Consider the following 12,209-nt stretch of genomic DNA (forward strand, 5'->3'; position numbering starts at 1 on the left):
TCGGACGTCGGGGGTCCGTCGGCCGACGGCAGGTCAGTCCTGCGGGCAGTGGCGTAGCCGCAGCGGCGCGTAGATTGCGAGCGCCACGAGGAACGCCACGTAGTACGAGAGGTCGGCGCCGTGCAGGGCGGCCGCCACCGGGCCCACGTACAGACTGGTGTCCATGAACGGCACGGCCGCGGCGAAGGCGATGGCGAATGCCAGCAACGGGGGCCATCCGGACTGCGGCCGGGCGGTCTCGGCGGCGAGGTCGATCGCCGCGCCGCCCCGCGCCCGGGCCCGTGCGATCCAGTCGACGATGACGATCGCCACGAAACCGGGAATCCAGTAGCCGACGAACAGCAGCACGTTCTGGAAGCGGGCAGTGGTGTCGGCAGCGTGCATCCACAGCACCAGCGGGAAGCCGAGCACGGCGGCGAGGGCGGCGGCCGCCGGGCGCGGGAGGCGCACGCCGACGGTCTGCAGAGCCAAGGAACCGCTGTAGTCGTTCATGGCGTTGCTGCAGAGGGCCGCCAGCGCCACGGCGAGCAGCCCGAACGCGCCCAACGCCCCACCGCCCAGCAGCTCGTCCACACCCGCGGCGGTCTGGTCGGTCAGCACGGACGCGCCCAGCAAGCCGAGGGCCTGGACGGCCACGAAGGACACCACCAGGCCGAGCAGCGTGAACCAGAACATGCGCGGGCGCGAGGTTGTGCGTGGCAGATAGCGGCTGAAGTCGCTGGCGTACGGAGCCCAGGACAGGGCCAGACTCAGTGCGATGGTGCTGGTCAGGACGAACGCGCCGGCCTGGTCGGCGCCGTGCGCGGTGCCGGTGCCGACCGCAGGGACACCGTCGAGCAGCCGCCAGGCGATCAGCGCGAACGCGGCGGCGAGCACGAAGGTCATGACGATCTGGAGCCGGTGGATGGCCTCGTAGCCCAGGACGCCGAGGGCGCCTTGGGCCAGCATCATGGCCAGGACGCCGAGCCAGAACGGCCAGCCGCACAGCCGCGCGAGCGCGTCCCCGCCGAACAGCCCGATCAGCGCGTCCCAGGCGACCGAGGACAGCCACTGCAGGATGCCGGGCACCGTCACGGCCCGGCCGAAGGCGAGCCGGGCCAGCGGCAGCTGCCCGGCACCGGTCTGGCTCCCCCAGGTCCCCAGGTAGGCGGTGGGCACCGCGCCGAGCACCGTGCCCAGCACGACGGCGGCGAGCGCGGTGGCGAAGTCCAGGCCGAGGGCGATGCCGACGGTGCCGGTGAATACGCCGGTCATGGTCAGATTGGGAGCGAACCACACGGTGAACAGGCGCCCGGGACCGCCGTAGCGGTTGCTCTCGGGGACCGGCTCGATGCCGTGCGTCTCGACGCGGAGGTCGCCGGGGGCCGCCGGCATCCGTCCGTCGAAGACGGTCTGCCGGCCGTCGGCGGGCAGCCCGCCGGAAACATGCGTCAAAGGCATGAAAGACATCCCTCCGCCAGTGCGAACTGGTTCAGGTTCGACGGGTGTGATCTCAGCCCTCGGGTAGGGCACCCCGTGTCCGGTACGACCGTCAGACTAACCCGGTCCCTTTGAACACCTGCACGGAGGTCTGGGTGGCCACGACTCGGTGGGTTCGTCCGTGGCGTGGATGCGCCGTCCGCGTTAGGGGGCGGCACGCCGTGCTCACGGTCGCGTTCCCACCTCCGCGTGACCCGTGCGATCCAGATGCCAGCGGTGTTCCACCTCGAAGCGGTGCAGCCCGGTGCGGCGTTCGACGATCACGTCGACGGTGGCGCGTTCCGTGTTGGTGCACGTGGCGGTCGCTCCGTCGGGGTCGGTGTAGGAGAGCGACACACAGTCGGCCGGGTCCTGGGTCACATCGATCCGTACCCTGCGCCGCGCGGTGCCGCCTGCGACCGACCAGTCGGGCAGCCCGATCCGTGCGCGCAGCAGTGGCGCGGTCAACAACGGGTCGCGCGGCCAGTCGGCGCCACCGATCCGCAGCTGAAGCATGGGCAGCGGGGGCAGCCACCGCATCGTGGGACGGCGGGCGACGGCCGCCACCACTTCCAGTACGTCCCCGCCGCCGAGGCCCGCATGGAGCCATGCCCATCGCTGGGCATTGCCGTGCCCGGCGATCCGGGCGACGCCTCCCACGGCGTCGGAGAGGGTGAACTGCCGTTCTCCGACGATGAGTTCCCCCTCGAAAAGGGCGTCGGGGGCAGGCACGACCTGGGCGGCGGGCAGCAGTTCACGCTGCCAGGACCAGCGCGGAAAGGTGTAAAGGGGTGCTCCGCCGCCGGTGACCGCCAGGCGCCAGGTGATCGCGCCCGCGGTGCCTTCCAGCAGCCGGGGCGTTGCCCGCACCCCCGGCACCTCGAAGTACGCCTCGCCCCGGGGCGGTGGGGAGTCCGGGGCCCCGAACCGCTCGGTGACCGGCGGTCCGTCCGGTGGGAATACGGATATCCAGCCATGCGCCCGGGCCGGGCCGTCGTGCTTGGGTGCCACCACTTCGTGGTGGATCCACACGCCGGTACCGGTACGGGGATCGGTCAACGTCGCGTACCAGACTTCGAGCCGCCCTGGACGGCCGGTCATCCGCGGCGGGTAGAGCGAGTTCACGAGGGTTTCCTTTCACCGGGGCGCGGGGGCCCCGTACCGTGCGCGCACGCCTGCCTCGGCGGTGCTCTCCACGATGCCGGGGCAGGCCCGTTCGGCCAGCGCCGCGATCGTCAGTGAGGGGTTGACGCAGAGCGAGGTCGGCACTGCCGAGCCGTCGGTGACGAACAGGCCTGGATGGCCTCGCAGTTCGCCGCGTTCGTCGAGTGCCGAGGTGGCGGGGTCGTCACCCATCCGGCAGGAGGCGAGGGGGTGCGCGCTCACGGATCCGGCGGGGTTCTCGCTCCAGGGCCGCACCCGCGCAAGACCGTCGCACTCCAGCACCGCGCGGGCCTCGGCATCCGCGGCGGCCCAGCCGCGCAGGGTGTTCGCTGTCGGCCGGTACGAGAGCGTCGACAGGCACAGCGATGTGGCCACGCGCGTCGAGCTTCCGGTGGGCGGCGGCGGGCCGAAGACGCCCTCGTTGTCGTCCTCGGTCATGGCGAGCACGGAGAGCCACGACGGCCAGCGTGCCCGCATCTCCTTCTTGCGGACGCCGAACCAGCTCGTCGCCGGGGTGTCGGTGGCCTGGGCCAGCAGGTCGGTGATGCCGGGGAAATAGATCTGCTGAAGGGAGAAGCGGGTGAACTCCGCCGTTGCCGGGTCGAGCCGGTCGTACGACATGGAGCCGATGGGCTTTCCGATGGGGAAGCCCTGGTAAGGGATGCCCGGGGCGCGCTCGAGACCGAGCAGGTCGCGCACCTTGCCTTCGTCGACGTCGGCGATGGACACGCGGTCGCCGTTGCCCGAGAAGTAGCGCCCGACGGCTTGCGGGACGCCGCCGAGCAGGGGAGCCGAGCGCTGCAGCAGCACCGGGGTGGCCAGAGCGCCTGCGGCCAGCACCACGGTCCTGGCCTCGATTGCGCCCACGCCGACCGGCAGCCGGTAGTCGCCGGCGTCGAGCTGCGTGTACGAGACGCGGTAGCGGTAACCGGGTGTGGTGGCAGGCGCGATCGTCTGTGCCTCGTGGAGTGGGCGGATCTCGGCGCCGTGCGCGGTCGCGGCGGGGAGGTAGTTCAGCAGCATGGAGCGCTTGGCGTCGAAGTGGCAGCCGTTGAGCATCCAGTTGCAGTTGGTGCAGCGGGCCAGGTCGACGGCGACGGGCACGGGATTGCAGGTGCGGCCCGCACGGGCGCACGCAGCTGCGAACAGCCCTCCGGGGTAAGGCACTTGGTCCCAGCTCTGCTCGGCGACGGGCAGAGCCTCCTCGACCCGGTCGTACCACGGGTCGAGTGCCGCGCGCGTCAGGGCCGAAGGCCACAGGCGATGGCCAAGACTGCCACGGCGATCGAAGACGAAGCCCGGAGCCCGCAGCGAAGCGGCGAAGTAGACCACGCTGGACCCGCCGACGCAGTTCCCGGCGACGACGGTGATGCCGTCGCCCTGCACGAGGTCGACGATCCGGGTGTAGCTGCCCAGGCGCAGGTCATGGGTGAAGTCGGGGGCGGTGAGGTGCGGTCCGCGTTCCAGGATCACCACCTCGGCGCCACCCGCGGCCAGATGGTAGGCGGGGATGGCACCCCCGAAGCCGCTGCCGATGACCAGCACGTCGGTGCGTTCGGTGGCGCTCATGCGGGGTGCCCTCCGGGGGTGGTGAGCGGGTGCTCGGAGGCGAGCCTTCGGCCGTACGAGTAGTCGGGGAAGCGCCACAGTCCGTCGGCGTCGGGCGCCGGGAAGCCGATCCAGGCCAGGCCCGGGTGGCGTTGCCGGATGGCGGCGGCGGTGTGCAGATGGGCCGCGGTGTCGAAGGCCGCGGCGGCGAAGAGTGCGAGCAGCACATACAGCTGCCGGTCCGGGGCGCCGGGCGTGAGCAGCTCCCCGGCGAGCGCGGTGCGGTCGGTGAACCGGAGGGCGACGAAGGGCGGTTGAGTGGGCAGCAGAACCCGGCCGTGGGTGGCCGCATAGGCGAGGGCGCGGGCATTGACGAGCAGCGCCAGCTCGGGCAGCAGTACGCCGATGCCGAGGTCGGGAAGGTTGAGCAGCTCGACGGCCCCCGCCTGTACGGCGCCGGGACCGGGGGCCGCCCCGGCGATCGCCACGTCTCCGCCGTACCGCTTCTCGCCCGGGACCATGGTGTCCGCAAACGCCTCCAGCGTGGCGGTCGTCGGGTCGGGCAGCGCGAGGGAAGCGGGCAGCAGCCCGGCCCGGGCCACCGGGACCTGCTCGGGGACAGGACGCGCCGAAGGCGCGGCATCGGCGGTCAGCTCCCCTGCCCGCAGAGCGGCGACGGCGGCGGTCAGCCCGACGAGCAGTCGACGCCGAGTGGGACGTGCGGGTGGTTCGCTCAACACAGCCCGCTCACCGGCAGCCGTACCTTCACACCCGCGGCGTCGCGCACGAGCGCGTCGGCGAGCCGGGCGTCATACGGCCGGATCACCTTCGCGGCGTCCTCGGCCTGCGCGGGCTGACCGGCGACGGTGATGTTGCGTACCCTCGCCGCGGCGCTGCCCTCCGTCTTGTCGAACCAGTAACTGCCGTCCCAGCCGACCAGTTCGGTTCCGCCGGCCGTGGTCTGCACGCTCCAATGGTCCAACTGCCAGTAACGGCAAGCCGGTACGGCGATCGCGAAGCGAGCCGGCTCGGCCAGCAGAAAGCGCGCCGCGCCGCCGTTGGTCACGGTGATGTCCCGCTTGGCGTACTCCACGCACAGCGGGTCGGCGCCGAACAGGGAGAGCGGCGGCGTCTCGCCCTCGCCGTAGCGGTGGAAGGTACACGCGGCGGCGTACGACGGGTCGGTGTAACCGCCGACGCCTGGTTCCGCGGCCGAGGCGGAAGCGGCGGGGAGCAGCGCGGCGGCTGCCGCCACCACTGCGCCGAAGGCGGTGAGGCGGACGCTTGTCGACGGGGCGCCGAGGGCGTTCGTCGTGTGGCGGAGTACGGACACAGCAGGACCTTCTTCACGTCCCAGCCCTGATGGGCGGCGGTTACCGGCGGTCACATGCAGTCAGCATCCTGATCGCTGCTCGCTGTCGGCGCAAGACATGGGACGGAGGTGATCCCGGCCGGTGGAGAGGCAAGGCGCCGGCACACCCTCCGGGTACGCGAAGCGTGCATGCCCGCCGGACAACGGCGCCGGGGGAGAGCGTACGACTCGCCGCGTCAAGCCGCCGTGGAGCGATCACCACAGAGGACTTCTTCTAAGAACCATCTGAGAAACGCCGGCCCGGACCAAGGGGACTGCCATCCCGTATGGCGCCGTTCACCTGCGTGTTTGCCTCCAGGCTGGTCTCACGGCGCCCGTGGCTCAGAGGGAACGCAGAAGTTGCGCCGCCAGGATGGTGCGGTGCCGCAGTATCCGGAACGTCCGGCCGCGACCAGCGGCGCAGAATGGAGACCAGCTGTCGTGACCACTGTCGTGGACGGCCGCCCGGCTCCCGGTCGGCCTCGCGCCCGGCATCGTGACTCCGGGCCACCGACCGCCGCCCTGCCGCCCGGGGCGCTGCCCGCGGCGGTACTCGTGCTCATCTGGGGTGGTGCCGCCGCAGTGCTCGCCCTGTGGTGGGCGGGCACCCCGTCCGTCGCCGGTGCCGCGGCCTGGCTCACCGGCGCCGGGCGGATCACAGGGCTGCTGGCCGGCTATGCCGCGCCGGTGCTGGTTCTGCTCATGGCCCGGCTGCCCTTCCTGGAACGGGGAGTCGGCGCGGACCGGCTGGCGCGTTGGCACGCCATGGGCGGGCGGTACATGGTCAGCTTGGTCCTGGCTCACGTCGTGCTCATCATCTGGGGTTACGCGCTCACGGACGCCAGCGGCGTGGCGGGGGAGACGGTGGACATCGTCTTCCACTACCCGGAGATGCTCAAGGCCACGTTCGCGACCGTGCTGCTGCTGGGCGTGGCCGGGGTCTCCGCGCGCGCCGCCCGCCGCCGGATGCGCTACGAGACCTGGTACTACCTGCACCTGGCCACCTATCTGGCGGTCGCCCTCGGCTTCAGCCATCAATTGGCCAACGGTGCCGATTTCGTCTCCCAGCCGCCGGCCCGCGCCGCCTGGTACGGCCTGTACCTGGGGACGGCCGCGCTGCTCGGCTGGTACCGGCTCGCGGTGCCGTTCCTCGCCGACCGGCGGCACCGCCTGCAGGTGGCCGAGATACGGCCAGAGGGGCCCGGGACGGTCTCGGTCTACCTCACCGGACGGCACCTGGAGAAGATCAAGGCGGAGCCGGGGCAGTTCTTCCGGCTGCAGTTCCTGGCCCCCGGCCTGCGTTGGGCCGCCAACCCGTATTCACTGTCCACCCCAGTGCACCCGCAGTACCTGCGTTTCACCGTCAAGGACCTGGGCGGGCACAGCGCGGCGGTGGCGCGGCTGCGGCCGGGCACCCGGGTGCGCGCGGAGGGACCGTACGGGGCCTTCACCGCGGCACGCCGCCGGTCGCGCAAGGTGCTGCTGCTGGCGGCAGGCGTCGGCATCACCCCGCTGCGGGCGCTGTTCGAGACGCTGCCGGCCGCCCCGGGAGACCTGACGCTGGTGTACCGGGCAAGCCGGCCGGAGGATCTGATCTTCCGTGCCGAACTCGAGGCCATCGCCGCAGCCCGAGGCGCCCGGCTCCACTTCCTGGTCGGCCCGCGCCGGGAGGTGGGTGAGCCCCTCAACTCCTCCGCCCTGAACCATCTGGTGCCGGACCTCGCCCGGCACGACGTCTTCCTGTGTGGCCCCGAGGCGATGATCGCCACCGCGGTGAGCGCACTGCGTGCGGCCGGTGTGTCCCGCCGCCGCATCCACCATGAGTCGTTCACCTTCTGATCCCTCCGGCACGTTCCAGGAGTTCCCTGTGCGCCGAATCGTCATCACCAGTGCCGCCACCGTCTCCGGTGTGGTGCTGCTGCTCTCGCTCAAACCACACTCCGGCGCCACCGCCTCCCAAGCACCGATCTCCACCGGCACCTCCCCGGGCGGCAGCACCACGGGGGCCGGCGGCGGGAGTTCGGGTGCCACGCCCAGCGCCGCCAGCGGCTCCGGCCCCTCCACAGCCGCCCGGTCCGTCACCGGAGAGTCGAAGCAGACCCGCTTCGGCCCCGTCCAGGTAAAGATCACCGTCGAGGGCGGCAAGATCACCAACGTCACGGTGCTCCGGTACCCCAGCGACAACCGGAAGGACCAGCAGATCAACAGCTACGCACTGCCGACCCTCAACCAGGAGGCGATCAGCGCACAAAGCGCTGAGATCGACGCCGTCTCCGGCGCCACTTTCACGAGCGGCGGCTACATCGGCTCGCTGCAGAGCGCGATCGACAAGGCGGGGCTGTGACCGGTACACCGCTGCGGCACGTGGAACACGTCATGGGCACCGTCTTCTCCTTCGACATCCGCGACGCCGGTTCGGGAGCGCGCAGGGCCGCCGTCCAGGACGCGCTGCGATGCGCCGTGGAACGCCTGCACCGCATCGACGAGTTGTTCTCCACCTACCGCGCCGACAGCCAGATCAGCCTGCTCGACCGCGGCGAGCTGACCCTCGACGCCTGCGAGCCGGAGGTGGCCGAGGTGCTGCAGGCCTGCGCGGCGGCCGCCAGGGAAACCGACGGCTGGTTCAGCCCCCGGCCCGCAGACCGCCTCGACCCCTCCGGATACGTCAAGGGCTGGTCCGTCGAACAAGCCTCGCACCTGCTGCGCGAAGCGGGCTCGGTGCGCCACAGCGTCACCGGCGGTGGGGACGTTCAGACAGTGGGCGGGCCCGCGCCCGGGCGGCCCTGGCGGATCGGCGTCGCCCACCCGCAGCGACCCGGCCTGCTCGCGACGGTGGTCGCCGGCCAGGACCTGGCAGTGGCCACATCCGGCACCGCGGAACGGGGCGCCCACATCCTCGACCCGCACACCGGCCGGCCGGCGACCGCACTCGCCTCGCTGACCGTACTCGGCACCGGTCTCACCCGCACCGACGTCTGGGCCACCGCCGGCTTCGCCATGGGACCGGACTGTTTGGACACCATGGAGACGGTCGACGGACTGGAGGCGCTCGCGATACTGCCCGACGGCAGCCGCCGGTGGACCTCCGGATTCCCTGCCTACGCAGCTGCGCCCCTCACCACCACCGACCCCGCCGACTGGCGCGGCGCCCTGCCCTTGCCGTCCGGCTTCCGGTGACCAAGGCGTAGGGCCGTCAAGCGACTTGCCTCTGAGAACTCCAGGCGTCGTCCGATGCCCGGCGGGACGATGAGCAGGGCGAGTCGGCCAGGGACCGTGCGTGCGGCTGCATGCCGCGACCTGGACGTGCGGGGCGTTCCGTCAGGCGCGACGCATGAGGATGCTGATCGCGTTGGCCCAGACGACGGTTGCCATGCCGGCCCACTCGGTCCAGCCCAGGTTCTGCCCCAGAACGATCCATCCGACCACGGCCGCGAGGACGGGGTTGACGCTCATGAAGAGACCGAAGGTCTGCGCAGGCACGTGGCGCAGGGTGAACAGGTCAGCGAGATACGGCACGGCCGAGGACAGGATGCCGGCGGCGACAGCGCAGGCGGCGGCCCCTGCGGTCGGTGGATGGTGCACGACGACGACCGCCGAGCTGTTCCGGGCCCGATGCGGTCGTACCTCCCGACGGCCGTATGGCCCGGCCCCGGGACAACCGCCTCTTAAGCCCGGGCTGTCAGAAACCGGTCCGCCCACAGCCGCAGCAGTTCGTCGTCGAATGTCGGGTCCTCGCGCAGCACGCCGGTGAGCGCCAGGCCGCGGTGCAGGACCAGCAGTGACTCGCAGAGCAGGGCGAAGTCCTCGCGCGCCGCTGTCTCCGGGCCGAAGATATCGGCCATCACCGCACGCTGGGCCGCGCCCACTTCCCGCTCGGCCGGAAGCAGCGCCGCCCTGAGGTCGGCGTCGGTGCGGGCCGCCAGCCACAGTTCCAGGCCCGCGAGGAAGTACGGGCCCGACATCGCCGTGCGCAGCAGGGCGAGTCCCTTCTCGCGGCTCTGTGCGCCGCCGTCCGTCTCGCTTCGGATGTGTGCGAGTCGCAGCTCGGCGACATGGTGGGTGGCGGCCGCCAGCAGATCGGCCTTCGAGGCGAAGTGGTGCAGCAGCGCGCCTCGGGAGACGCCCGCCCGCTCCTGTACCCGCTGGGTCGTGGTGCCCGCGAAGCCGTGCTCGACCAGACAGCCGATCGTGGCATCGAGGAGGCGTTGCCGGGTCTCCTCCCGGCGTTGCTGCTGGGTGCGGCGTGGAGCGGGCATGGCAGCGAGCGTACGACAGGACACGGAACCAACAAACAGTCTGGACGGACTGTATATGACGGGTCTATCGTCCGGCGCATGCTTGCCGTAGACCTGGTTCGCCGCGGTGCCGCGCGTTTCGCAGGACGTACCGCCGTGCATTTCGAAAACCGTTCCCTCACCTACGCGGAGGTCGACGAGGCCGCCAACCGCCTGGCCCACGTCCTCGCAGGACTGGGCGTCGGCCGTGGCGACCGGGTCGGGCTGCTCCTCGGCAACGGGCTGTGGTCCATCTCCGTCGACTTCGCCTGCCTGAAGGCCGGGGCCGCCCGCGTCCCCCTCAACGGCCGCCTCTCCGCCGCCGAACACGCCCGCATGCTCCAGGACACCGGCGTGACCCTCCTGGTGTACGGGCCGGAACTCGCCGAGCGTGCGCTCGAACTCGGCGCCGCCGTACCGGGGCTGGCGTTCGCCTGCCTCGGCAGCCCCGACGCGGCCGGCCACCTCGACCTGCCGGCGGCCATGCGCGATGCGAGCCCCGCAGACCCGATGCTGCCTGCGGCGGCGGACGACGTGATCCTGATCCTCTACACATCCGGCACCACCGGAACCCTCAAGGCCGTGCAGCACACGCAGGCCAGCTATGCCGCGATCAGCGCGAACATCCTGTCCAACCTCGTCTCACCGGGCCGGGACGATGTGATGCTGCACGCCGCATCGCTCATCCACGCCAGCGGCACCTTCGTGCTGCCCTACTGGGTACGGGGTGGCGCCTCCGCCGTCCTCGGCGGCTTCGCCCCGGACGAGTACCTGGCGGCCATCGCCCGCTACGGGGTGACCGCAGTCAACCTCGTCCCCACCATGCTCGGCATGCTCTTCGCCGACGGGAACGCCGAGCGCGCCGACCTCGCCCGGCTGCACACCGTCGTCTACGGGGCCAGCCCGATGCCGCGCCCGCTCATCGACCACGCACTGGACGCCTGGGGCCCCAAGTTCGTCCAGTACTTCGGACAGACCGAGGCGCCGCTGTGTCTGACCGTGCTCGACAAGGACGACCATGCCGAGGGCGGTGAACTGCTCGGGGCCGCCGGACACCCGGCGGTCGACGCGCGGCTCGTCCTCACCGACGAGGACGGCGCCCCGGTCGCACCGGGCGGGATCGGCGAGGTCCGGGTCAAGGCACCGTTCGCCATGGCCGGGTACTACAACGCGCCCGAGCTGACCGCCGCGAGCCTCACCGACGACGGCTGGATCCGCACCAGGGATCTCGCACGCTTCGACGACCGCGGCTACCTTCACCTCGTCGACCGCAGCAGCGACATGATCATCACGGGCGGCTACAACGTCTACCCGCGCGAGGTCGAGGACGCCCTCGCGAGCCACCCAGCGGTCGCGCAGTGCGCCGTTGTCGGTGCCCCCGACGCCACCTGGGTCGAAGCCGTCACCGCCTTCGTCACGCTGCGGCCCGGGGCCGTGGTCTCCGAAGCGGCCCTGCGCGATCATGTGCGGGCTCGGCTGGCCGGCTACAAGGTGCCCAAGACCGTGCACTTCGTCGAGACCATCCCGTACTCGCCGGTCGGAAAGATCCTCCGCCGGGCCCTGCGCGACCCCCTGTGGGAGGGAAAGTGACGACCGGACACCCCGCCGTACGGATCGAGCGCGACGGCCCCGTCCTTACGGTGATTCTCAGCCGCCCCGAGGTCCGCAATGCCGTCGACGGGCCGACCGCCGATCAACTGGCGGACGCCTTTCGCGAGTTCGAGTCCGACCCGGACGCATCTGTCGCTGTGCTGTGGGGCGAGGGCGGCACCTTCTGCGCCGGAGCCGACCTGAAGGGCATCGGCACGGAACGCGGCAACAAGGTCCACGCCGAGGGCGACGGGCCGATGGGGCCCACCCGGATGCGGCTGAGCAAACCGGTGATCGCCGCAGTCTCCGGCCACGCGGTGGCCGGCGGCCTGGAACTCGCCGTCTGGTGCGATCTGCGGGTCGTCGAGGAGGACGCGGTCTTCGGTGTCTTCTGCCGCCGCTGGGGCGTGCCCCTGGTGGACGGCGGCACGGTGCGGCTGCCGCGCCTGATCGGTGAGAGCCGCGCGATGGACCTGATCCTCACCGGCCGCCCGGTCCCGGCAACGGAGGCGTACGACATAGGGCTCGCCAACCGGCTCGTGCCGACCGGTGAAGCACGTAGCGCGGCGGAACAACTCGGCCGTGAGATCGCCGCGTTCCCCCAACTCTGTCTGCGTCACGACAGGCTCTCCGTCCGCGAACAGCACGGCCTCTCCGAACCGGACGCCCTGGCGGCCGAGTACCGGCACGGCCTGGTTCCGCTGACCGCGGGGGAGACCCAGGCCGGTGCCGACCGGTTCGGCGGCGGTGCGGGCCGCCACGGGTCGTTCGACGAGTGAGCAGAAACCCGGCTGACACCGGAAACGGGCTCGTCCTACGCTCGC

11 protein-coding genes, 1 pseudogene and 1 riboswitch are annotated in these 12,209 nt (G+C 71.7%); of the genes and pseudogenes, 5 read left to right on the forward strand and 7 right to left on the reverse strand.

Annotated elements, in window-relative coordinates; genetic code table 11:
- Positions 1 to 33 precede the first annotated feature (33 nt).
- The 5 genes from ACWCP8_RS05220 to ACWCP8_RS05240 all read right to left on the reverse strand — a co-directional run bounded on the left by ACWCP8_RS05220 (position 34) and on the right by ACWCP8_RS05240 (position 5,503).
- Entirely contained in the window at positions 34 to 1,440 is a 1,407-nt protein-coding gene (locus ACWCP8_RS05220; RefSeq protein ID WP_352269652.1) for a purine-cytosine permease family protein, read from the reverse strand.
- Positions 1,432 to 1,526: riboswitch (TPP riboswitch) on the reverse strand. Its footprint overlaps the gene before it by 9 nt.
- A 118-nt stretch (positions 1,527 to 1,644) precedes the next feature.
- Positions 1,645 to 2,583, reverse strand: coding sequence for a hypothetical protein (locus ACWCP8_RS05225; RefSeq protein ID WP_451114248.1), 939 nt, complete (start codon positions 2,581 to 2,583; stop codon positions 1,645 to 1,647).
- 12 nt (positions 2,584 to 2,595) lie between these two features.
- Positions 2,596 to 4,191: a GMC family oxidoreductase N-terminal domain-containing protein gene (locus ACWCP8_RS05230; protein WP_451114250.1), complete on the reverse strand. Its 1,596-nt coding sequence runs from the start codon at positions 4,189 to 4,191 to the stop codon at positions 2,596 to 2,598.
- Entirely contained in the window at positions 4,188 to 4,691 is a 504-nt protein-coding gene (locus ACWCP8_RS05235; RefSeq protein WP_451114877.1) for a DUF5987 family protein, read from the reverse strand. Before ACWCP8_RS05235 ends, ACWCP8_RS05230 begins: the two co-directional genes overlap by 4 nt.
- Positions 4,692 to 4,903: 212 nt before the next feature.
- Positions 4,904 to 5,503 (reverse strand): hypothetical protein, encoded by a 600-nt coding sequence (locus ACWCP8_RS05240; RefSeq protein ID WP_451114252.1) that lies wholly within the window; start codon positions 5,501 to 5,503, stop codon positions 4,904 to 4,906.
- A gap of 459 nt (positions 5,504 to 5,962) precedes the next feature.
- Here ACWCP8_RS05240 and ACWCP8_RS05245 point away from each other — a divergent pair, with 459 nt between their 5' ends.
- From ACWCP8_RS05245 to ACWCP8_RS05255, 3 genes are read left to right on the forward strand one after another with little or no spacing between them, the layout of a single operon-like run.
- Positions 5,963 to 7,360 (forward strand): ferredoxin reductase family protein, encoded by a 1,398-nt coding sequence (locus ACWCP8_RS05245; RefSeq protein WP_451114254.1) that lies wholly within the window; start codon positions 5,963 to 5,965, stop codon positions 7,358 to 7,360.
- A 28-nt stretch (positions 7,361 to 7,388) separates the two neighbouring features.
- Complete coding sequence (locus tag ACWCP8_RS05250; protein ID WP_451114256.1) at positions 7,389 to 7,865, forward strand: FMN-binding protein; 477 nt, start codon at positions 7,389 to 7,391, stop codon at positions 7,863 to 7,865.
- Between the two features lie 32 nt (positions 7,866 to 7,897).
- The gene (locus tag ACWCP8_RS05255; protein ID WP_451114879.1) at positions 7,898 to 8,698 is read left to right on the forward strand and encodes an FAD:protein FMN transferase; all 801 of its coding nucleotides are present in this window, start codon (positions 7,898 to 7,900) and stop codon (positions 8,696 to 8,698) included.
- 141 nt (positions 8,699 to 8,839) lie between these two features.
- Here the strand turns inward: ACWCP8_RS05255 and ACWCP8_RS05260 are convergent.
- Together ACWCP8_RS05260 and ACWCP8_RS05265 are read right to left on the reverse strand one after the other, a co-directional pair.
- Positions 8,840 to 9,109: pseudogene (locus tag ACWCP8_RS05260) on the reverse strand (EamA family transporter); the annotation flags it as partial.
- Positions 9,110 to 9,186: 77 nt separating this feature from the next.
- A complete protein-coding gene (locus ACWCP8_RS05265) occupies positions 9,187 to 9,777 on the reverse strand; it encodes a TetR/AcrR family transcriptional regulator (protein WP_451114258.1) in 591 nt (196 codons plus the stop codon).
- Between the two features lie 78 nt (positions 9,778 to 9,855).
- Here ACWCP8_RS05265 and ACWCP8_RS05270 point away from each other — a divergent pair, with 78 nt between their 5' ends.
- Entirely contained in the window at positions 9,856 to 11,385 is a 1,530-nt protein-coding gene (locus tag ACWCP8_RS05270) for an AMP-binding protein (protein WP_451114260.1), read from the forward strand.
- Entirely contained in the window at positions 11,382 to 12,164 is a 783-nt protein-coding gene (locus ACWCP8_RS05275) for a crotonase/enoyl-CoA hydratase family protein (RefSeq protein WP_451114262.1), read from the forward strand. The genes ACWCP8_RS05270 and ACWCP8_RS05275 overlap by 4 nt, the downstream gene beginning before the upstream one ends.
- Positions 12,165 to 12,209 lie beyond the last annotated feature (45 nt).

It is taken from the genome of Streptomyces sp. NPDC002206 (assembly GCF_053593595.1).